Source organism: Flavobacterium akiainvivens, assembly GCF_001278115.1.
Lineage (GTDB): Bacteria > Bacteroidota > Bacteroidia > Flavobacteriales > Flavobacteriaceae > Flavobacterium > Flavobacterium akiainvivens.
Window position 1 is genome coordinate 1,397,918 of sequence record NZ_LIYD01000005.1, and the last position, 23,405, is coordinate 1,421,322.

The window sequence follows — 23,405 nt, forward strand, 5'->3', positions numbered from 1 at the left end:
ACACACATAACTCAAATAATATATTTTTATAACAGAATAATTCTACATTTGCCCGATAAAGTCCCAAAAAATACGACTAACTACGATTTAATGCTGTTTTATGAGAAAAATTTTACAAATTTTAACATCTCGGAGCTGTTTAGTTAACACTCCCTTAACACAAGGCAGGATCAACAGATTTTTGACCTTATTTCTGTTTGTTTTTTCAGCTCAGCTGAGCTGGGGGCAAACCTGGACTTATGATTTTGGAACCGCTCCAAGTTCAAGCTGGACAACAGCAAGTACAGCAAACACCACTTTCCTCCCTGCCCCATCTACTGATGGTGGTACAGCAAGGGTTAGAAACAGTACTGCTGCAGGTGGATCTGCTATCTATCTTGATAATCCCGGATTATCCTCATTAGGAACTGGTGCGGAACTAAGGATAAGGCCTACAACTTCAGCCTCATTATCAAAAGTTAGTATATATGACTATGCCGGTGACAGCCAGGGATATATAAAATTCTCTGTCGTTTTAGCTAATGCAACTTCAGGTAATACAGTTTTTGCATTTGGTAACGGCTCATTTTACAGTGACAACAACTCTTACGATAATACAGCAGCAGGTGTAACTTTCGGAGCGGTTAAATGGACATGGGGTTCAAACAATATTACCACACAGGTACAAACAGGCAGCACTGCATCAACCTGGGTACAATCAACATTAACAAGTACCACAGGTTTAATACAAAAAGACGTAAAAGCTGATATTGAAATATATTTTAATAATACCAATAGTACGACTGCCAAAACTTACACAAGAAATGGCTCTACTTATTCAATAGCACAAAACAAATGGGATTTTTGGATAAATGGCGTTTTGGTAGGAGATGATGTAGCAAAAGCTGCTTTAGTAAATAATGCTGTGATTGATTCTTTTATATTTTTTAACGAGAGTTCTACTGCCACTGCACTCACATATATTGATGATATAGAATATTCAAGTGTTTTACCTTCAGTAGCCATTGGCACTGTTACACCAGACCATCTTGACTATGGCAATATTGCCGTAGGCAGTACCGATACTAAAACATTTACCGTGGCACAGGGCACAGGCATAACCGGCAACATTACAGCCGCAACTACAGCGCCTTTCCAGGTAAGTTTAGATAATACAACATTCAGCAGCTCGGTAAGCTTTGCAAACCCTGCCAGCGGCTCGCCAAGGACTATATACGTAAAATACAGCCCGGCAGCAGCAGGCCAGCATACTGATGGTGTTACTGTTAGTGTGGGCAGTGTATCTAAAACCGTAATTGTAGGCGGTACGGGTATATCATCAATTGGTACCCTTTCTACAGATATGCTTGATTATGGCAACGTAGCAGTAGGCACCACAAGCACACAAACCTTTACTGTGGGCCATGGTACCGGCATTACCGGTAACATTACGGCTACAACCACAGCACCTTTCCAGATAAGCTTAGACGGCAGCACCTTTGGCAACTCGGTAAGTTTTGCCAACCCTGCCACCGGAACCACACAAACCCTTTATGTTAGGTACAGCCCTACTGCAAGCGGCCCCCATACCGAAGCCGTTACGCTTACATCTACAGGCGCAACGCCCAAGCAACTGGCAGCAGGCGGTACAGGTGTAACAACTATTGGCACCATTGCTCCGGACCATCTTGATTACGGAAACGTAAACATCGACACAAACAGCACATTAAGCTTTACCGTAGGCCACGGAACCGGCATTACTGGCAACATAACCGCAGCAACTATAGCCCCTTTTCAGGTAAGTTTAGATAATACTACATTCAGCAACTCAGTAAGCTTTGCCAACCCTGCTACCGGCGCAACACAAACGGTATATGTAAAATACAGCCCCCTTACTGAAGGCCCTCACACCGAAGGCGTTGCAGTAAGCACAACAGGCGCAACAACTCAAAACGTAATTGTGGGTGGTACAGGTATAGCTTCGGCAGCCATTGGTACTGTTTCTACAGATATGCTTGATTATGGCAACGTTGCCGTAGGCAGCACAAGCACACAAACATTTACAGTAGGCCACGGCACAGGTATAAGCGGCAACATTACCGCCTCTACCATTGCACCTTTCCAAGTAAGTTTAGATGGTGTTACGTTTAGCAGCTCGGTAGCATTTGCTAACCCTGCCACCGGTGTAACACAAACCGTATATGTAAAATACAGCCCGGTTACAAGCGGCCCTCATACTGAAGCCGTTATAGTAAACGCAACCGGCGCAACAGAAAAAACCATTGCCGCAGGTGGTACAGGCATAATAGCCATTGGCACCCTTACCCCTGATTTTCTTGACTATGGCTATGTAAACGTGGGCAGCAGCAGCGTGCAAAGCTTTACCGTTAGTGCCGGTACAGGCATAAGCGGTAACATTACCGCCGCAACCGTTGCACCTTTCCAGGTAAGTTTAGATAACACCACGTTTAGTAACTCGGTTGCTTTTGCCAACCCTGCTACCGGAACTACACAAACTGTATATGTTAAGTACAGCCCTGCTGCAACAGGCCCGCACACCGAAGCCGTTACCCTAAACGCAGCCGGCGCAACAGAAAAAGCATTGGCCGCGGGCGGTACAGGCATAATTATACCGGTTATAACCAGCGCTACTACTGACAGCTCTGTATATAACACGGCAGATACCTATACCATTACATCTACAGGTACAGCACCTGTTACTTTCTCAGCTTCAAACGTACCTGCGGGCGCTACGTTTACCGCCTCATCGGGCACTATATCATTCCCTGCAACGTTTGCCGCTTCAGAAACCCCGTATAACATTTCTATAACGGCTACAAACAACTATGGTTCAGATACCAAAACCCTTGTATACACCCGTAGCAAGGCATCACAAACGTTAGGCTCTTTCGCCACTACTGATACTAAAGTTTACGGTACAGGCAGCTACACGCCTTCACTTACTGCTACATCAAACCTTGGTGTTACGTATACAAGTTCTAACCAAGCTGTAGCCACTACAAACGGCGCTACCATAACTATTGTAGGCGTAGGTACAACTACCATAACTGCAAGCCAGGCCGGCGATACCAACTGGAATGCCGCACCCGAAAAAACGCAAACCCTTACCGTTACACCAAAGGCACTTACTGTAACAGGAGCCAGCGCTTCAAACAAAGTGTATGATGCTACTAATACAGCTGCCATAACAGGTACTTATGTACTTAATGGTGTAGTAAACAGCGAGGTTGCCCTTAGCGGAACCCCAGCCGGTACTTTTGCAACTACAACAGTGGGCAATAACATAAACGTTACCATTACAGGCTTTACCATTACACCTGCCAATGCTAACTATACACTTACACAACCTGTAAGTTCGGCTAACATTACAGCAAGGCCGGTAACTATTACGGCTACTGCCCAGGATAAAACCTACGACGGTACAGTAACTGCTACCATTACCCCGGGCTACACGGTAAACAACACCGTAAACAGCGAGGTGCTTACTGTAACCGGTGCATTTACAAACGCCGATGCCGGTACTAACAAAACCGTTAACCTTACACTTGGCGGTACTACCGCAGCTAATTACAGCATTTCATCAGAACAAACCCCTGTTACTGCATCTATTAACAAAGCAGCACACCCGGGCTTTACGGTAAACGCCATAACCACAAGCTTAAACACACCGTTTACTATTACTTCAACTAATGTAAACGCGCCATCTAACGGAGCTTATACATACGGTAGCTCTAACAACTCAATATTTACAGTATCAGGCAATACTCTTACAGGTCTTGCAGCCGGTACTGCTACCTTAAACATCAGCCAGGCCGAAGGTACAAACTACCTTGCAAGCACTACCGGTACTGCTAACAATACGGTACAGGTAACGGTGGCTAACGTAATATACCCTTACAACTCTTTCCTTTCTACAGGCGGAGCTTATACAAATGCCAGCTCATGGTGTAAATGTAATACCGTTGTTAACTCTCCTTGTACAGGTACTACACCTGGTCAGGGTGGCTGGAGTGCAGTAGGTGTTAATGGTACACCAAGCGCCGCACAAACTGTGTTCATTAAAGGTGCTGTAACAGGTGCTACAACAGGTGCCACTAATCTTACAATACTATCTGGTGGAGAATTAACTGTTACAAGTACTTACCCTATAAGCTCTTCGCTTTTAGTAAAAGACGGTGGTAAATTAAACATTAACAGTTCTCTGTTTAATTTAAGCAGCACTTCTGCCACTTTTACAGTTGAAGATAATGCTGAAGTAGTGGTAAATGCTACATCTTCAAATATGACTAACTTCTTATGGAGGGGTATTGAGTCATTTGCAGGAAACTCAACATTTACGTTCTTAGCTGCTAATAATGACAACGAATTATTTACACTTACAGATATTACAAACAACTCTGCTACAGGTGCAAAATTTGGTAACCTTGTAATAGCACCAACCACTCTGGCTGGAAACTATACTTATGCTTTCCCTAATACAAGTGGTTCAATTAAGTTAACTCATGGTAACTTAACAATAACTAATGCTACAATTCGTAACATCGGCCTTAATGCTTCAGACTTTACTATAGGTGGTAATTTTATAGTTAACCCTACCTCAACCGGCTCAATTAACATACAGTCGCAGGGAGGCGCAAAAACATTTACGGTTAATGGAAATGTTATTAAAAATGGAACCGGAACCTTTAGGGGTACAACAGCTTCAACTGCAAATGCTTCCCTAACATTCAAAATTGATGGAGATTTGATTGTTAATGAGGGTAATATTATTCCACAAGCTACCAATTCGGCTACTGTAACTTCTGTAATTAACTTAAAAGGAGACCTAACTATTGCAAGTGGAGCTGCCGTTACCAATCAACTTTCGTCAGCCGGTTCGGTAAATAACACTATCAACTTTACAGGCACAGGAAACGGATTGACAGATGTAACTACGCAGACTATTGATATTGCCTCAACAGCTAATACTAACCTGGTATTTAATATTAAGAGTGGTGCTTATGTAAAGTTAGCCAATAATGATTTCCAGACAGCGGCCAACAATACATTTACCATTGAAACCGGAGGTACTTTTGATACCGATGTTTACAAACTTTCAGGCTCGGGTACATTTACATCAGCTACAAATTCAACTATAGCTACAGCCAATACAGCAGGTATAGGCGGTTCTGTAACATCTTCATCAAAAACCTTTAACGATGCTACAAACTATATCTTTAACGGTATAACCACTACACCATTCCCTGCTACTATTACAAAGGCACGTAATATTACTACCAATGCTAATGTAACGCTTAACGGTACTATTACACCATCGGGCGATGTAGCTGTTAGCGCAGGTACCCTTAACCTTAACAGCCTTAACCTTAACCGCAGTGCACAGGGCGGAACCTTTACAATTGCTACAGGTGCTACGGTAAATGTAGTGGGTGGTTCTGCACAGTTCCCGGCCAACTATACTACTAAAGACTTCCAGCCAAACAGCACGGTTGAGTATACTAATAATAGTACAGATGTAACAGTAGGCAACATTGCAGGTGCCAACTACCAAAATGTAAAAATTTCAGGTACAGGCGGAAAAGTACTTTCTGATGGCCTTATCGTAAATAATGACTTTACAATTGCTTCAGAAAACCCTGTAATTACAGTTACTACTGGCAAAACAATTACCGTTAAGAATAAAGTAATAAACCAGGCTGCAGCCGATAAGTTTGTAATTGCAAACAATGCAGCCCTTGTACAGGTAAACGAGGTAAGCAACACTGGCCAGGTAACAGTAAACCGCGACAGCAACCCGCTATACAGGCTTGATTACACCCTTTGGGGCTCACCTGTTGCAGGCCAGAACCTGTTTGCCTTTAGCGATGATACAGCCGTTAACCGTTTCTATACCTATGGGCTAAACACCAATGGCGAAGAAAACTACCTTGCCGTACCGGATCCTGCTGCCATTAACTTTGCACCGGCAACAGGCTACCTTATCCGTATGCCTAATAACCTGCCGGACGTTACAGGTTACAACACCGGAGATGCTACTTATGTAGACCACGGCGTGTTTACAGGTACGCTAAACAACGGTACCGTGGGTGCTGAGGCAGGCAACCTTGTAAACCATTACATAGCTGTGGCCAACCCGTATGCATCGCCAATAAGCGTGGTAGACTTCTTTACCCAAAACAGCGGCGTGCTTGAAGCCGGTGAAGGTATTTACTTCTGGAGGAAGAAAAACAACGCCCTTGCTACCAGCTACGCCCACCTTTCTATGGCAGGCTTTACCGCTAACAGTGCTGCAGGTGGTAATATTGAAAACGGTGGTGCTTATTATTATGGAGGCAATACAACCGGAAGCACCAACTTTAATGAAAACTGGATCATTTCTCCGGCACAGGGCTTCCTTGTAAAACTTAAGGATGGTATTAGCGCAACTTCAAAAGTAAACTTTACCAACAGCATGAGGCGTGGTGTTCCGGCAATAGGCCAGCCGTTCTTCAGGACACAAAACAATAACGATGCCCCTGCCGTATCAAGGTGGTGGATAAACCTTACCGGCGCCGATGTATTCAGCCAGTCGCTGGTAAGCTACATGCCACAGGCTACCACAGGCCTTGATTATGGTTATGATGCCCGCGCTATTTCAGATGGCCCTATAGCCTTATACTCTAAAGAAGCTGAGGACAACCTTGCCATACAGGCCAGGCCGGCATTTGAAGTGACCGATGTGGTGCCAATGGGCTTTAACATTACCACGGCGGGTGAATACACCCTGACACTTGACCACGTAGACGGCCAGTTTGCACAAGGGCAGGACATCTTTGTAAAAGACAACCTGCTGGGCACGGTACACAACCTGCAGGATGGCGCTTACACCTTTATAAGCGGTGCAGGCAGCTTTGATACAAGGTTTGAGGTACTGTACCAAACCGATGGTGAACTGGGCACTAACCAGCCTGAACTTGCCAACATGGTACTGGTGTACCAGCAAAACGGGGCCATAAACATTACTTCAGGTTCGGTTGAAATGACAGGCGTTACCCTGTATGACATCCGCGGCAGGAAGCTGTATGAGCAAAACGGCATCAATGCTACCCAAACATCGGTAAGCAACCTTGCTGTGGCGCAACAGGTAATAATAGCAGAAATACAAACCGTAAACGGTACCGTTTCTAAAAAGATAGTATACTAATTTTTGCCCCTAAAATAAAAGTTAACTAAAATGCCCCACGCGCTGCGTGGGGCATTTGTTATTATAAGCAAGCAGTCTTTTCAGGCTGCTTTTATATTCCCAAATATTTACGGAACCTGTTCCCCTGTTGGGTTTTGGTTTGGCGCATCTGCTTTGGTAGATATTATAGTATCTCCGTCTTTTTGAACAATAGTATCGCCCAGCGGCCTTGATGACATACCTTCTTCAGGTACAGTATCGGTAGTATTGCTAATGGTGTCGTTACCGCTTCCGGCTTTCCCCTCCCCTTTACAGGAAGCAAGGCTCAGTACCAATGCAAACGCAGCAGTAGCCACCTTAATAGTGTTTATGGTCTTTTTCATAGGTTATTGTTTTAAGCCCGTTATGGAGCAGGCGGTGGTGAAACAGTATCATTTGGCACAGTATCGGTTGTTGTGCCTGTAACATCAGTACTTATGGGCATAGGGGCATCGGCAACCGTATCGGTAGCTATGCTGTCAGCTTCAGCCTCATTCTCGGTTTTATTGCTGCCGCAGGAGGCCACTGTAAGGCCAAGGGCAAAAAGTGTGGTATAAAGTAACTTTTTCATAATGTTGGCTATTTGTTATCTTTCAAAAGTAAGTCCCTGAATATTAAAATTTTGCCATAGGTTTACTAAAAAATACATAAACTAATTATTAGGCTTATTCAGCTTAAGCGAGTCAGCCCGCTTTATAGAGTCGTTCCCATCATACATAGGGTCCGATACCGATGAGTTAGCCGGAGAAATATTCATATCGCTCGACGTCTGGGGCCCCGCTGCCGAAACCGGCGTGGTTAGGTAATCAGTATTGGTTGCGCTGCTTCCGCCGCTGCACGACAGGGCTAACCCCAATACAAAAATGGCTGCAAGATATATGGCAGAGTTTATGGTCTTCATGGCTTTAAATATTTGGTTTACTCAAAGTTACGTAGCAAAAAAGCGGCATAGTATTATAGTTTTATTAAATCGAAGCCAAAAAAAGCATAAAACCGTACCCGTTTTTCTTGAACTGGTTCAATATACTATCTTGTCTTAGTTCAATGAAACAGGGTGCCATTGTGTAGTAATTTTACAATATCAAATTTTAAAAACAACAACACCATGAAAAATAGAATTTTAGGCATCCACCACATAACTGCCATAGCAGGCGATGCCAAACGCAACTTCAACTTTTACAGCAACATTTTAGGCTTACGCTTTATTAAAAAAACCGTGAATTTTGACGACCCGGGCACTTACCACTTTTACTTTGGAGACGAAGTAGGCAGCGCCGGTACCATACTTACCTTTTTCCCTTGGGGCGAAGGCATACCACAAGGCCGCAGGGGCAGCGGTATGGCAACCGAAATTGGCTACTCTGTACCAAAAGGCAGCCTTGAGGCCTGGATAGAACGCTTTGAAAAATACAACGTAATCTATAACAAGCCTGCCGAAAAATTTGGCCAGCGCTACCTTACCTTCCTTGACCCGGACGGGCTTAAACTGGAACTGACCGAAGTAGAGGGCGACACCCGTAAACCATGGGAAACCGATGAGGTTAAGGCAGATATTGCAACACGCGGGTTTAACCACATTACGCTTACGCTAACAAGCAAAACGGCTACAGCGGCTATACTTACTGATATTTTTGGCTACACCCTTACTGCACAGGAAGGCAACCGCTACCGTTATACTACCGATGCCGTAGACCAGGCCGCTACCGTAGATATTGTAGAATTACCCGATGAAAAACGCGGCCATGTGGCTAACGGTACCGTGCACCACGTTGCATTCCGTGTGCCGAATGATGAAATTTTGATGGAGTTCCGCGAAAAAGTGGCCGCTGCCGGATACAGCATTACCCCGCAGATAGACCGCAACTACTTCCACAGCCTTTACTTTAGGGAACCGGGAGGCGTATTGTTTGAAATTGCTACCGATAACCCTGGCTTTATGGTAGACGAACCCCTTGAAGAACTGGGCAAAGGCCTTAAACTTCCTGCTCAGTATGAAAACCTTCGCGAAGATATTGAAGCACATTTAGTACCTGTAAATTAATTTGATATGGATTTTCAAGCTCTTAAATATATTTATAAACCCTCGGCTCAGCCGGGGGCTTATACCCTATTATTGTTACACGGCACCGGCGGCAATGAGGCCGACCTTATTCCGCTTGCTGAGAACTTTGGTAACGGGTTTAACATACTCAGCGTTCGTGGCAACGTGAGTGAAAACGGTATGCCCCGTTTTTTCCGCCGCCTGGGCATGGGCATTTTTGATGAAGAAGACCTAAACTTCCGTACCGATGAACTGGTGGCATTTGTAAAAGAAATTGCTGTAAAAGAAGGTTTTGACAGTACAAAAGTCATAGCTTTGGGCTACAGCAATGGTGCTAATATAGCCGGGGCTACCCTGGTTAAATACCCGGGCTTTTTAGCCGGCGCCATTATGTACAGGCCTATGCCTCCTTTTAAAAAATTAAGCATTGATGGCACGGCTAACAGCACACCTGTTTTAATGACTTCAGGTGCTATGGATGGTACCGTAAACCGCCAGGACAACCAGCAGTATGCCGAAGCGCTTCAACATGTCGGATATGTGGTTACACATCAAATTTTACCATCTGGCCACAACCTTACGCAACAGGATCTTACACTTACTGTTGACTGGCTTAAAACGTTATAGTATTTACATTTGTTTATTTTTAGCAGTATTTTTTATTACAATTTGCAATTTTTTCCCTAATTTAACACTCAAAATAGATAACCAACACAATGTCTAACATCGGATTAATAATTGAAGAAAGGCCTGCCGATATAGGTAACTTTCTGGTAGGGCGGCTTTTGCCCTTTAAGGAAAAACGCACCGTAGGCCCCTTTGCATTTATAGACCACATGGGCCCGGCTGCCCTTAGCGACCATGAAAATATGGATGTAGGCCCTCACCCCCACATAGGCCTCTCTACCCTAACCTACCTGTTTGAAGGTAATATAATGCACCGCGACAGCCTGGGTACTGAAATAGAAATAAAACCCAACCAGGTAAACTGGATGACTGCCGGAAGCGGTATTGTACACTCTGAGCGCACTCCTGAATATTTAAGGCATAGCGACAAGTTTTTACACGGCCTGCAAATTTGGGTAGCCCTGCCAAAAGAACTCGAGCAAATGGAACCTTCTTTTGCCCATATTGAAGAAGACGGTATGCCTGTTTGGCAGGAAGGCAGCATAACCATTAAACTAATTGCAGGTGAGGCTTTTGGTAAAAAATCGGCTGTGCCGGTATACAGCCCGCTGTATTTTTTAGAGCTTAAAACAACCCAAAAGCAGGAAGTAAACCTGGGGCATGGCCTGTATGGCGAAAGCGGACTGTATATTTTAGAAGGCAGCGTAGAAGGCGAAGGCCACAGCTTTGGCCCTAAACAGCTTTTAGTCGCCAAAGACAGCTCGCTATGCACCTTTACCATGAATGAAAATACCACGGTATATATTTTTGGCGGGGAGCCTTTCCCTGAGCCGCGCCACATATACTGGAACTTTGTGGCCACCAGCCCCGAAATGATAGAAGAAGCTAAGGTAAGGTGGCAGGAACAACGTTTCCCTAAAATTGAAGGCGAACACGGCTTTGTGCCCCTGCCCGAACAAAACTCTAACTTCAGGATTAAAAAATAATGGAAATACAACATATTGATGACGGCAAAAAAGGACAATTTAAAGCCGTGGAAGAAGGTAAGGAAGCCGGTATTATGACGTATGTTTGGGCCGGCCCCGATAAAATAATTATAGATCATACCGTTGGCAACCCCGAGTTTAAGGGCGTAGGCATGAAACTGCTGGATAAAGCGGTAGCCTTTGCCCGTGATAAAAGCCTGAAGATAATACCCCTGTGCCCGTTTGCCAAAAAGATGTTTGACCGTATGCCGGAATTGCATGACGTATTATCGCAATAATTAATTGTTGCGATAAAAGTCCCCCTTACTAACACTACCAAAAATTGCATGCAAACAACCTATAACAGCAAAACCATACTGTTTATAACAGGGGCTTTTGTTACCCATAATGTGTGGGATAACTGGAAGGCCTGGTTCGAATCTCAGGGTTATACCTGCCTTGCACCTGCATGGCCCCATAAAGATGCGCCGGCTGTCGAATTGCGCAACCGCAGGCCAAATGATACTGCCCTGGCTAAACTTACCCTGGCCGGGCTTGTAGCCCATTTTGAAACCATTGCTAAAGGCCTGCCTGAAAAACCGGTTGTTATAGGGCATTCTCTGGGAGGGCTTATTGTGCAGATACTTATAAACAAAGGTATTGCCGAAAGCGGTGTAGCCATACACAGCGTGCCGCCAAAGGGTGTTTTTTCGTTTGAATGGCCGTTTTTAAGGTCGATATGGAAACCGCTGGGCTATTTTACCGGAGTAAACAAAACCCACCTTATGAGTTTTAAAGAGTGGAGCTATGCCTTTACCAATGGTATGGATACAAAAGAGCAGCAGCTAAGCTATGAAACATATTGTATACCCGAGTCTAAACGCGTTATAAGAGGTGCACTGGGCAAAGCTGCAAAAGTAGATTTTGATAAAGTACATCCGCCATTGTTATTTATAACCGGCGATAATGATCATATAACCCCTAACTCGCTTAACTATGAGAATTATGTTAAGTATGATAAAGACCATGCTATAACAGATTATAAAGAGTTTAAAGGGCGTAACCATTTTGTACTGGGGCTACCCACCTGGCAACAGGAGGCAGAATATATACACTCATGGCTGGAGCTACTGGCCGTAAAACTGTAAAATAAAAAGGCAGCCCCCTACAGGCTGCCTTTCTCCTTCAAATAATATAGCTTGATGGCGTGTAATTAGTTTTTAAGAGAAGCTATGTCTATAACAAAGCGGTATTTTACATCACTTTTAAGCATACGCTCATAAGCCTCGTTAATGTAGTTCATGTCTATAATTTCAACATCGCTCACAATGTTGTGCTCAGCGCAGTAATCCAGCATTTCCTGGGTTTCTTTAATACCGCCTATCATACTGCCCATAATGCTCCTACGCTTGCCTATAAGGGCAAATGCCGGCGCTACAGATGGTGTTTCAGGAATACCTACCACAACCATTGTACCGTTTTTGCGCAGCAGGTTAAGGTATGTGCCATATTCATGCTGAGCAGATATGGTATTGATAATAAAGTCAAAACTGCCCTTAACCGCTTCAAGCTGTGCCGGGTCGGTTATCAGTACAAAGTGGTGTGCACCCAGTTTTTCGGCATCAGCCTGCTTTGATGGCGATGTGCTTAGCATGGTAACCTCAGCACCAAACGATGCTGCAAATTTAACCGCCATGTGGCCAAGCCCGCCAAGGCCCAGTACTGCCACTTTATGGCCTTTGCCCACGTTAAGGTGGCGCAGTGGCGAGTAGGTTGTAATACCGGCGCAAAGAAGCGGTGCAACACCCTCAAGAGGCAATTTGTCAGATACATGCACGGCATAGCTCTCATCTACATTTATGCTGGTTGAATAACCGCCATAAGTAGGTTTTTCTGTACCACGCTCATAGCTGTTGTAAGTGCCGGTCATACCGTTTTCGCAATATTGCTCCTCACCTTCCTTACAGCTCTGGCACTCGCGGCAAGAATCTACAAAACAGCCCACACCGGCAAGGTCGCCCACCTTAAATTTAGTTACATGGCTACCTATAGATACTACCCTGCCCACAATTTCGTGGCCCGGTACAAGCGGATAAATTGTTGGTCCCCATTCGGCACGGGCGGTGTGCAGGTCGCTGTGGCATACGCCGCTGAATAAAATATCAATTTGTATGTGGTGCGGGTTTAGCTCCCCACGCTCAAAATCAAAGGGCTTAAGAGCTGTTTTAGCATCATAAGCGGCATAAGCGTTTACTTTTGTCATTGTTTTCGGGTTTATTTGTTGATGTGTTTATTTGTCAATCTGATAATCTTCAGGATTTCATCCTGCACCCCTGCCTAAAGGCAGGGGCAAATAATCTTGTGGAGAAGGCTGACTGCTGCCACCTGCTATCTGCCTACTGACTTACTTCCTCAAAGACTGAAGCTTCTCCCCCAGCTCTCTCCTATAGGTTATCCCTATTGGTATTTCGTTGCGCCTTATTACAACGCTGTCTTTGTATACCTCATCTACCTTATCCAGCGCTATAATGTATGATTTATGCGCCCTCATAAACAAAGACGATGGCAGCAGCTTTTCAAGGTCGTTAGTGGTTATTGTAGCCAGGTAATGGCGCTTTTGCGTAAATATCTTTACATAATTGCCATAACTCTGGGCATATAAAATGCTTTTTACCTCAATAGGATAGGTATCGCTGTCTACTTTCACGTATATTACCTCGGGCACTTTTTCCTCTGCTATTTCAGCCTGTTTTGGCGCTGCAAGCTCCATAAACCGGGTAATGGACTTTACAAACCGTGGATAATAAATGGGCTTAAGCAGGTAATCTATAACCCCATACTCGTAGCTTTCCAGTGCAAACTCACTATAGGCCGTGGTAAGTATAGTGCGCGGTGGGTTTTTCAGCTTTTTAAGCATATCTATACCTGTAATTTCGGGCATATCAATATCAAGAAACATAAGCTGCGGGCTGTGGTTTTCCAGGTACTGCATCGCCTCAACACCATTATACCCCTGAAACACCAGCTCAAGCTGCGGGCTTTGCTTAATATAATTTGCAAGAACGTAGTGGGCGGCGGGTTCGTCGTCTACAATAATACACGGTATGTTACCCTGCCCTGTCATATCCTTTTCAGTTGTAATTGCAGGTGGACAGTATAAGTGGCATTCTCGGTTATATCAAGGCTGTAATCGCTGCCATATTGCAGTTTTAGCCTTTCAATAGTATTTTTTATGCCTATTTTGGTACTTACCACCTCGGTTTTCTTTTCAGGCACGCTGTTTTTAACAAGCAGGTCGAGCTTGCCGTCTTTTATGGTAATACCAATGTACACAAAACATTTTTCTATGCTGCAGGTGCCGTGCTTAAAGGCATTCTCAATAAAGCATATTAGCAGCATAGGCGGTATTTTATAAGCGCCCTCATCATCTACATCAGTCATCATTTCAATATTGCAGCGGTAGCCTACACGCTCTTTTTCAAGCTGTACATAGCTGGCAATAAAGTTTATTTCGTCTTCAACCGGCACACACTTGCGCTCGTTGCTTTCTAACTGGTAGCGCATAAGCTGCGATACGTGCATAATAAGCTCCGGCGTACGGTCAGGAAACTGAAGGCTTATACCATACAGCGTGTTAAAGGTATTAAATAAAAAGTGCGGGTTAAGCTGTTCTTTAAGCGAGTTTATCTGTGCCTGGTTGTACAACAGCTTTTCCTGGTCAAGGTTTTTCCTGTCGCGGTAAAATTTAAATATAAGTATGGTACTCAGTATACAAATAAGGCTTGCCACCAGCGTTGCCGCCTGAAATACATAGCTCTTTTGCTCTGCTGATTTATACAGGAAACAATTTTTGTATATCCAGAAATTAGCCACCTTGTGCAGTATGAGCGAAAAAACCGCCGCCAAAACCACCGTGGCCAGTATATACAGCAGCACCTTGTGTTTTTTAAACAATATGGGCAGCAGCAAATAACGGTTAAGCTGCGCATGGCCATACAGCATAAGGAAATAAACGGCGCCACTCGATACACCGCGCCAGGACTTTATAAGTATCCAGTCGTTAAGTGTAAAGAGTATAAACGAAAATACCAGGATAAACACTTCCTGCCACCATTTGTTTTCGATTATTTTCTTAAAAGTAAGGCCCATGATTTCAAAATACAATACAAATTAACTACAAAACAAGCATTTTTAGTAAAAATGTATGACGAATTTAATTCATCATTTTAAACGGGTGTTTAATCTTTTATCAGCCATACCTTTGTAATGCAAATTTCCCTTACTTATATAAAAACCTACTACAATGCAATTAAAACAAGCAATGCTGTTAGTACTCTTGTGTTCCCTGCATGGCTTTGGGCAAAACCTTACGCTCAAAGAAGCCATAGATACCGGGGTGGCAAACTACGGCATGGTGCGGGCCAAAGAAAAATATGCACAGGCCGCACAGCAAACCGTGCAGCAGGCGCGGCGCGACTACCTGCCCAACCTAACCCTTAGCGCACAACAGGATTACGGAACCGTAAACGGCCAAAATGGCCCGCTGTATGGTTTTGGCGGTCTTGGCGTGGCCTCTTCGGGGTTACCGCTACCCGAACAAAACTGGAATGCAGCCTTTGGCGCACTCTACCTGGTTAACGTTAACTGGGAGTTTTTCAGTTTCGGACGTATAAAACAGCGCATAGAAGTGGCTAAAGCCGATGCCACCCGCCAGCAAAAAGATTACGACCAGGAAGTGTTTCAGCACAAGGTGCGCATAGCCGGGGCTTACCTTAACCTTTTGGCAAGCCAGAGGCTGGTTATCTCTCAGCAAAAAAACCTCGACCGTGCACAGGTGGTGCTTAACAATGCCGCGGTGCGCGTTAAAAACGGCCTTTTGCCGGGGGTTGACTCTACCCTTGCTTCCGCAGAAGTAAGCCGCGCAAAAATTTCACTTAACCAGATAAAAGAACAGGTAAAACTCCAGAATTATGAGCTGGTACGCCTTATGGGCGTAGACCCAACTGATTTTGTAGCAGATACCACCCTTGTGGCACGTATACCAAAAGGCGTATTAACTTCTGAGTCGGCTAACGACAGCCTTAACCCTATAAGGAAGTTTTACCAAAGCCGTATAGACCTGAGCAATGAGCAGGTTAAGTTATTCCGCAAAGAATACTGGCCTACTTTTAGCCTTTTTGGTGTGTTCCAGACAAGGGCATCGGGCTTTAATGCCGATTATGCCCAGGACCAGACTTCGTTTACCAAAAGCTATTGGGATGGCATTGAACCCACCCGCCAAAACTACCTTTTAGGCGTAGGCGTTACCTGGAACCTGACCACCATAATGCGTTCGTCTAAAAAAGTAAGCGCCCAAAAACTGATTACCGAAGGCTTTCAGGAAGAATATAAAGCTATAGACACGCAACTGAAAGCGCAGGAAGATGCCGCCAACGCACGCATTAACTATGCCATGAACAACTACCGGGAAGCGCCCAGGCAGGTACAGGCAGCACAGCAGGCTTACCTGCAACGCACTACCCTGTACAACAACGGGCTTACCAACCTGGTAGACGTTACACAGGCACTCTATGTGCTAAACCGCGCCGAGACCGACCGCGACGTGATTTATACCAATGTGTGGCAGGCGCTGCTTATGAAGGCCGCAGCCACGGGCGACTTTAACCTGTTTATAAACGAATTTTAAACCGCAATGAATTTAATACGTTTTGCACTACGCAAACCCATATCTATATTGGTGCTGGTTGCCGGGTTATTCTTCTTCGGTATAAGTGCCGTAAGGAGCATTAAGGTAGACATCCTGCCGCAAATGAACCTGCCCGTTATATACCTGGCGCACCCTTTTAGCGGCTATACGCCAGACCAGATGGAGTCGTACTTCGCTAAGAACTACATTAACATTATGCTGTTTGCAAACGGCGTAAAATCGATAGAAACCAAGAACATACAGGGCCTTACGCTTATGAAGGTAAGCTATTATGAAGGCACCAACATGGCACAGGCCGCCGCCGAGCTTTCGGCGCTAAGTAACAGGATTCAGGCTGCGTTCCCTCCCGGAAGCCAGCCGCCATTTGTTATCCGTTTTGATGCCTCGTCGCTGCCCGTAGGCCAGCTGGTATTAAGCAGTAAAACCCGCAGCAATAACGAACTCCAGGATTTGGCCAACGTATATGTGCGGGCTTCGTTTACCAGTATTCCCGGGCTTTTATCGCCACCACCTTTTGGCGGTAGCCCAAGGACTATTGAAATTAACGTAGACCCTGCCCAGCTTAGCGCGCACAACCTAACGCCAGACCAGATTGTAGAGGCCATAAGGCTAAATAACCAGACTGCGCCAAGCGGCAACGTGCGCGTGGGAGACAAAAACTACATTACCCCTACTAACAATACCATTAAGGAAATCAAGGATTTCAATAAAATCCCGTTGTTTAAGGGTGGCGTGCAAAACCTGTACCTGGGCGATGTAGCTACCGTTAAAGACGGTGCAGATATTACCAACGGTTATGCCCTGGTTAACGGTAAGCGCTCAGTATATGTAAGTATTGCCAAAGCGGGCGATGCCAGTACCTGGGAAGTGGTTAAAAACCTTAAAGCCAACCTGCCTAAAATACAAAGCACCCTGCCGGAAGACGTACAGATTTCGTATGAGTTTGACCAGTCGGTTTATGTAATCAACTCGGTTAAAAGTCTTATTACAGAAGGGGTTATAGGCGCCATACTTACCGGCCTTATGGTAATCCTGTTTTTGGGAGACAGGCGTGCAGCGCTTATTGTTATCCTAACCATCCCCATATCAATCATCTCGGGCGTGTTGTTCCTTAAAATGTTCGGGCAAACCATAAACCTGATGTCCCTCAGCGGGCTTGCGCTTGCAATCGGTATCCTTGTTGATGAAAGTACGGTTACCATAGAAAACATCCACCAGCACCTCGACATGGGTAAGCCAAAAGCACTCGCCATTTGGGATGCCTGTAAGGAAATAGCCCTGCCTAAACTGCTTATATTACTGTGTATACTTGCGGTGTTTGCCCCGGCGTTTACCATGGCAGGCATACCGGGCTCGCTGTTCCTGCCGCTGGCTATGGCCATTGGTTTCTCAATGGTGGTGTCGTTCCTGCTTTCGCAGACGTTTGTACCCGTTATGGCCAACTGGATTATGAAAGACGGCGGCCACGGCCACGGTAAACCCGAAGGCCGCGCCGAACATTCAGAACACGAAGACTACAACCACGACGGTAAACTGAGCCTTTTTGAGCGTTTCCGTATGCGTTTTATGCGCTTTTTAAACAGGCTGTTACCGGCCCGCAGGTTTGTATCGTTAGGATACCTTGTAGGTATAACCACACTTGCCGTGATTATGATAGGCATCATAGGCCAGGACGTGTTCCCTAAAGTAAACTCAAGCCAGTTTCAGCTGCGTATGCGTGCCCCTGATGGTACCCGTATAGAACGCACTGAGGAAAAAGCCCTGCACGTGCTGAACGAAATAGAGCGTACCGCCGGTAAAGACCACATAGGCATATCATCAGTTTATGTAGGTATGCACCCATCGCTGTTCTCGGTATCGCCCATCTATTTATTCATGGCAGGCCCACACGAAGCGGTATTCCAGATAAGCCTTAAGGATATGCATACCGATATGGATGAGTTTAAAGACCTGCTACGTAAAAACATATCTAAAGTAGAGCCCGATGTAAGGCTTTCGTTTGAACCTATTGAACTTACCGATAAGGTACTGAGCCAGGGCTCGCCTACGCCTATTGAGATACGCTTTGCCGGTAAAAACAAGAAGCTAAACGAAGAGTATGCCAACAAGATTATTGCTGAGCTTAAGAAAAAAGACTACTTCCGCGATGTGCAGATTGCACAGCCCATACACTACCCTGCCCTTGATATTAATATAGACAGGGTGCGCGCCGCACAGGTGGGTGTTGATATGAGCGATGTTTCGCGCTCGCTTATTGCCAGTACATCATCATCGCGCTACACCGAGAAAAACACCTGGATTGATGAAAAAGCCGGCCTGAGCTACAACGTGCAGGTGCAGGTGCCGCTGGATAAAATGAAGACCGAGCAGGATATGAACAATATTCCCCTGCTTAAAAACCAGGTGCGTCCTGTATTGGGAGACGTAGCCACCATTACCCATACCGAAACCCACGGCGAAAACGACAACCTGGGTGCTATGCCTTACTTATCTGTTACAGCAAACATAGACCATACCGACCTTGGTACAGCTACAGAAGATGTAAAAGCAGCCATTGCCGGCCTTGGCGAACTGCCGCGTGGCCTGTTTGTTGAGCCTATTGGCCTTTCTAAAGTATTAGATGAAACTATGGGCAGCCTGCAAACCGGTTTATTAGTAGCCGTTGTGGTAATCTTCCTTATGCTGGCTGCTAACTTCCAGTCGTTCCGTGTGTCGCTGGTCATTCTAACGGCTGTACCAGCGGTGGTGCTGGGCGCCATACTGTTGCTGCTGGCAACAGGCTCTACGCTTAACCTGCAATCGTATATGGGTATTATCATGTCAGTTGGCGTGTCTATTGCCAATGCGGTACTGCTGGTTACCAACGCCGAACAACTCCGTAAAGAAAACGGCGGCGATGCCCTTAAAGCAGCCCGCGAAGCAGCTTCTATACGCCTCCGCCCTATTATTATGACCTCGGTTGCCATGGTTATGGGTATGCTGCCCATGGCTATAGGCCACGGCGAAAGCGGCGAGCAAACATCGCCACTGGGCCGCGCGGTTATAGGCGGGCTTGTGTTCTCTACCTTTACCGTGCTTGTTATTTTGCCTGTTATCTTTGCATGGGCACAGGGCAAAGCAAGCATACAATCGGTATCGCTTGACCCGGAAGACGAAGAAAGCAAACATTATGTTCCATCAACACCAACGCAACACTAATATGAAAAAGTACCTTATTATACCAGCCGTAGCATTACTTTTGGCAAGCTGTGGCGAAGAAAAGAAACCTACACCACCACCGGCAGACCCGGATATTGAAACCTTTAACCTGCAAAAAGAAAAACTGAGCAGCGAGATACGCCTTCCGGCAGAATTGCAGGGCTTCCGCCAAACGGATTTATATGCTAAAGTAAGCAGCTATGTAAAAGAGCTTAAGGTAGACATAGGCTCTCAGGTTAAGGCCGGACAACTGCTTATTGTGCTTGAAGCACCTGAAATAAGCAGCCAGCTTGCTGCCGCCGAAAGCCGCCTGCATGCCGCCGAAGCCGTATATACCGCCACTAACGCCACCTACAACCGCATACTGGAAACCAGCAAGGTTGAGGGAACCATAAGCAAAAACGACCTTGATATAGCGCTTTCGCGGAAGAACAGCGACTACTCGCAACTTCAGGCTGCTAAAGCAGCTTATAAAGAGGTTCAGGTTAACCTGAGCTATCTTCAGATACGTGCCCCGTTTGACGGTATTGTATCGGCACGTAATATAAATGTGGGGGCTTATGTAGGCCCTGCCGGTAAAGGCAGCGAACTACCACTGCTTGTTGTACAGGATCAGCAAAAACTAAGGCTTGCCGTTAGTGTGCCCGAAATGTATACCGGCTACATGAGCATGGGCGATGAAATTAGCTTTACCGTAGGCCCAATACCCAACGAGGTCTTCAAGGCCAAAATACAGCGTATGAGTGGTGCTCTTGATTTAAGGCTGCGTAGCGAACGTGTAGAGATGGACGTAATGAACACCGGCAAGAGGCTGCTGCCCGGCATGGTGGCCGAGGTAATACTGCCGCTTAACGCCAAAGACAGTACCTATGTAGTGCCTAAAACGGCAGTGGTAAGCTCTGCTGAAGGGGCTTATGTATTAACCGTACAGGATAATAAAACGTACCGCACCGGCATTAAAAAAGGCCGCGAGCACGGCGATAAGGTTGAAATTTACAGCGACAGCCTTGCTGTAAACCAGCCGCTTGTTAAGGCCGCCAGCGAAGAGCTTCGCAACGGCACACCCGTTAAAAAATAAGAATTAATTGTTCTCATAATAATTTTGTTAGGTGAGAGAAGTCCCGGTGGAGTCAGCGCCCCGGGGCTTTTTTTATTTTAGCGATTAGCCGTCAGCTATTAGCTTTCAGATTGCTTCGTCGGTCCTGGTGTAATCCTTTGGCCTGTTTCTAATGTTCTATTGACAAAATCAGCATAGATTTTAGTACTGAAAGCTGAAAGCTAAAAAGGCCACCCATCGGGCAGCCTTTGTGAACTAACTCAAAATAATGTAGTAACTCAACTTATTTCTTTATCAGTAGTAATGATGGTGTATTGTTAAGCCATGTACTGCGTGATTCAACCAGTTTTTTCCAGCTGTCTACGCTTATTATCATCAGGTCCTGGCTTTGCAAAAACTCTTTTTCAAGCTTCTTCTCGTTTATAAGCTGTATATGGTTGGGCACATTGTGCTCTATACTGCGTATGGTTTCCTTAATCTGTGGGTTGTTTTTAACCGAACCATCAGCATCCAGCACCGTTACCTGAGAGCCGGCATTGCTTATCAGTTTTTGGGCAAAATCAATCAAAAACGCATCATCTTCCTGAAAAATAGTAACAAAAACACGGTCGGTACCCTTAAATTGCTTGTCTACCAGTATACCTACAGGCGAATCAGTCTTGGTAAGTATGTGCTGGGTTTGCTCATCAAACGGAGAGTTTTCAAACAGTTTTTCCTTACCGGTAAAGGTATTCAGCAGGTTTTCAGGATTTATCATACGGGTGGTAAAACCAAGTATTTTACCCAAAAGCGTGCCTTCAAAAATAGACTGGCCTATATCAATCAGCACCAGGTCAAACTCTCCTTTATTGGCTACGGTAGCAATATCGCTATCGGGGTCGGTGCTGGCTTTAAAAAGGGTTGTAATGCGCTGGTCAAGGTTTTCTGCTTCGGCAAGAACAGGCTTAAAACTTTCTTTTTCATACTCATCCAGGTTAAACGTATGGATTTCGTTACTTACCGAAACGTGCATGGCTGTTACCATAGCATTGCCTTTCATTTTACATACAAAGGCATTGGCAAGGCGCAATAGCGTTTTTCCTTCTTCAGGGCTGCTAAATGAAACCAGTACCTTAAAATTACTGGCCTGCCTTATTTCAGCCGGGATATAGTTTTTCTTGCGGTTGTAAATAAAGCCTATAAGGTCGAGCGCGGGGCCTGTCATAAACGTGGTAGCAAGCGCCATTATAACCATCATAGAGAAAATTTCGACAGATAGCACCCCAAGCTCAAGCCCAATGTTCAATACAATTAGCTCCATAAGCCCACGGGTGTTCATAAGGGCCCCAATGGTAAGGCTGTCGCGCCAGTTTTGCCCCACAAATTTAGCCGTAAGCGCACTACCCAGAAACTTACCTACAACGGCTACCAATATAATCAGGCCGCATACCTTCCACATATAAGGGTCGTTAAGCAGGCCTATCTGGGTTTTTAAACCTGTAAATACAAAGAACAGCGGCAGGAGTATAACCTGCGATACGTCTTCTACCTTCTCTATAAATATAGCTCGGAAACGCATATTCTCCGGCATAATGGCACCTGCCATAAACGCCCCAAACAGCGCGTGTATGCCTATAATTTCGGTAGTGTAAGATGATATTAGCAGTGTTAGGAAAAAGATGGCCACAACGGGCTTGCTTACATTTTCTTTATGGCTGTACAGGTCGCCAATACGCTTAAGGAATGGTTTAACCACCCACAGCATAAGGAATACATATACAACTGAAAGCCCTATAATATACAGCGCGCTTACAAAAGAGCCCGCTTTTACAATGGCAATAACGGCTGCAAGTATGCACCATGCGGTAACGTCATCGGCAGCGGCACAAGTAATAACCATGGCGCCAATGCGGGTGCGGTGCAACCCCCTTTCCTGCACTATACGCGCCAGTACCGGGAAAGCGGTTATACTCATGGCAATACCCATAAAGAGGCCAAATGAGCTGAAAGCAACATCGGCCGGGGCAAACTGGTCGTATATAAAATATGCCAGGGTTAAGCCCAGGGTAAAGGGTATAATTATACTGGCATGGCTAATAATTACGGCATCTTTAGCCTTGTTTTTAAGCACACTCAGGTCGAGCTCCATGCCCACCACAAACATAAAGAGTATAAGCCCCAGCTGGCTGAAGTATTTAAGGTTGCCCAGCGACTCTGACGGGAACAGTAAAGCAGAATATTCAGGGAAATAAGTACCTACAAGAGATGGCCCAAGTACAATACCGGCTATCATTTCGCCAATAACCGATGGCTGGCCTATTTTGCGGCATATCCATCCAAAAAAACGGGCCACAAATATTATGGTAATAATCTGAACCAAAAGCAGGGCAAGAGGGTCGCCCAGGTTATGGAAAATAGATTTTACAAACGTATCCCACTGCCCGGTGCCAAGTGCTGACTCTTTAATGGTACGGCCTGCCTCAAGGGTTTTGCCGTTTTTTAGCGCCCAGTAAATTAAGAAGGAAAATACAGCTATAATTATTACGTAAAAAGCGCTGTTTTTAAACTTTTTCATGATTGTGGCATTTAAAATATGCCGCAATATTATGCAGAAAAAAGTAAGTAAAGAC

The 23,405-nt window shown here is 45.3% G+C and carries 16 protein-coding genes; 9 read left to right on the top strand and 7 right to left on the bottom strand.

Features of this window, described 5'->3' with window-relative positions; genetic code table 11:
• Window positions 1-181: 181 nt before the first annotated feature.
• Window positions 182-7,183, top strand: a complete 7,002-nt coding sequence (locus AM279_RS06190) for a YDG domain-containing protein (protein WP_054406876.1) — start codon at window positions 182-184, stop codon at window positions 7,181-7,183.
• 107 nt (window positions 7,184-7,290) lie between these two features.
• Here the strand turns inward: AM279_RS06190 and AM279_RS06195 are convergent, their stop codons facing one another.
• The 3 genes from AM279_RS06195 to AM279_RS06205 form a co-directional block, all read right to left on the bottom strand.
• A complete protein-coding gene (locus tag AM279_RS06195; RefSeq protein ID WP_054406877.1) occupies window positions 7,291-7,545 on the bottom strand; it encodes a hypothetical protein in 255 nt (84 codons plus the stop codon).
• Between the two features lie 20 nt (window positions 7,546-7,565).
• Window positions 7,566-7,772 (bottom strand): hypothetical protein, encoded by a 207-nt coding sequence (locus AM279_RS06200; protein WP_054406878.1) that lies wholly within the window; start codon window positions 7,770-7,772, stop codon window positions 7,566-7,568.
• An 81-nt stretch (window positions 7,773-7,853) separates the two neighbouring features.
• Window positions 7,854-8,102 (bottom strand): hypothetical protein, encoded by a 249-nt coding sequence (locus AM279_RS06205; protein WP_054406879.1) that lies wholly within the window; start codon window positions 8,100-8,102, stop codon window positions 7,854-7,856.
• Window positions 8,103-8,306: 204 nt separating this feature from the next.
• On the opposite strand from AM279_RS06205, the gene AM279_RS06210 reads away from it, so the two are divergent.
• The 5 genes from AM279_RS06210 (at window position 8,307) to AM279_RS06230 (ending at window position 11,982) form a co-directional block, all read left to right on the top strand.
• A complete protein-coding gene (locus tag AM279_RS06210) occupies window positions 8,307-9,242 on the top strand; it encodes a ring-cleaving dioxygenase (RefSeq protein ID WP_054406880.1) in 936 nt (311 codons plus the stop codon).
• A 6-nt stretch (window positions 9,243-9,248) separates the two neighbouring features.
• Entirely contained in the window at window positions 9,249-9,869 is a 621-nt protein-coding gene (locus AM279_RS06215) for an alpha/beta hydrolase (RefSeq protein WP_054406881.1), read from the top strand.
• An 89-nt stretch (window positions 9,870-9,958) separates the two neighbouring features.
• Window positions 9,959-10,855: a pirin family protein gene (locus AM279_RS06220; RefSeq protein ID WP_054406882.1), complete on the top strand. Its 897-nt coding sequence runs from the start codon at window positions 9,959-9,961 to the stop codon at window positions 10,853-10,855.
• On the top strand, window positions 10,855-11,133 hold the full coding sequence (locus AM279_RS06225) for a GNAT family N-acetyltransferase (RefSeq protein WP_054406883.1): 279 nt from the start codon (window positions 10,855-10,857) through the stop codon (window positions 11,131-11,133). Before AM279_RS06220 ends, AM279_RS06225 begins: the two co-directional genes overlap by 1 nt.
• A gap of 48 nt (window positions 11,134-11,181) precedes the next feature.
• Window positions 11,182-11,982: an alpha/beta hydrolase gene (locus AM279_RS06230; protein WP_054406884.1), complete on the top strand. Its 801-nt coding sequence runs from the start codon at window positions 11,182-11,184 to the stop codon at window positions 11,980-11,982.
• A 65-nt stretch (window positions 11,983-12,047) separates the two neighbouring features.
• On the opposite strand, the gene AM279_RS06235 is transcribed toward AM279_RS06230, so the two are convergent.
• The 3 genes from AM279_RS06235 to AM279_RS06245 form a co-directional block, all read right to left on the bottom strand.
• Entirely contained in the window at window positions 12,048-13,097 is a 1,050-nt protein-coding gene (locus AM279_RS06235) for an NAD(P)-dependent alcohol dehydrogenase (RefSeq protein WP_054406885.1), read from the bottom strand.
• A 141-nt stretch (window positions 13,098-13,238) separates the two neighbouring features.
• The gene (locus tag AM279_RS06240) at window positions 13,239-13,958 is read right to left on the bottom strand and encodes a LytR/AlgR family response regulator transcription factor (RefSeq protein WP_054406886.1); all 720 of its coding nucleotides are present in this window, start codon (window positions 13,956-13,958) and stop codon (window positions 13,239-13,241) included.
• A complete protein-coding gene (locus AM279_RS06245; protein ID WP_054406887.1) occupies window positions 13,955-14,983 on the bottom strand; it encodes a sensor histidine kinase in 1,029 nt (342 codons plus the stop codon). The genes AM279_RS06240 and AM279_RS06245 overlap by 4 nt, the downstream gene beginning before the upstream one ends.
• 154 nt (window positions 14,984-15,137) lie before the next feature.
• Here AM279_RS06245 and AM279_RS06250 point away from each other — a divergent pair, with 154 nt between their 5' ends.
• From AM279_RS06250 to AM279_RS06260, 3 genes are read left to right on the top strand one after another with little or no spacing between them, the layout of a single operon-like run.
• Entirely contained in the window at window positions 15,138-16,520 is a 1,383-nt protein-coding gene (locus AM279_RS06250) for a TolC family protein (protein WP_054406888.1), read from the top strand.
• Window positions 16,521-16,526: 6 nt separating this feature from the next.
• Window positions 16,527-19,739 (top strand): efflux RND transporter permease subunit, encoded by a 3,213-nt coding sequence (locus AM279_RS06255; protein WP_054406889.1) that lies wholly within the window; start codon window positions 16,527-16,529, stop codon window positions 19,737-19,739.
• Window position 19,740: 1 nt separating this feature from the next.
• Window positions 19,741-20,817, top strand: coding sequence for an efflux RND transporter periplasmic adaptor subunit (locus tag AM279_RS06260; RefSeq protein ID WP_054406890.1), 1,077 nt, complete (start codon window positions 19,741-19,743; stop codon window positions 20,815-20,817).
• A 262-nt stretch (window positions 20,818-21,079) separates the two neighbouring features.
• On the opposite strand, the gene AM279_RS06265 is transcribed toward AM279_RS06260, so the two are convergent.
• On the bottom strand, window positions 21,080-23,350 hold the full coding sequence (locus AM279_RS06265) for a cation:proton antiporter (RefSeq protein ID WP_054406891.1): 2,271 nt from the start codon (window positions 23,348-23,350) through the stop codon (window positions 21,080-21,082).
• Window positions 23,351-23,405: the final 55 nt, after the last annotated feature.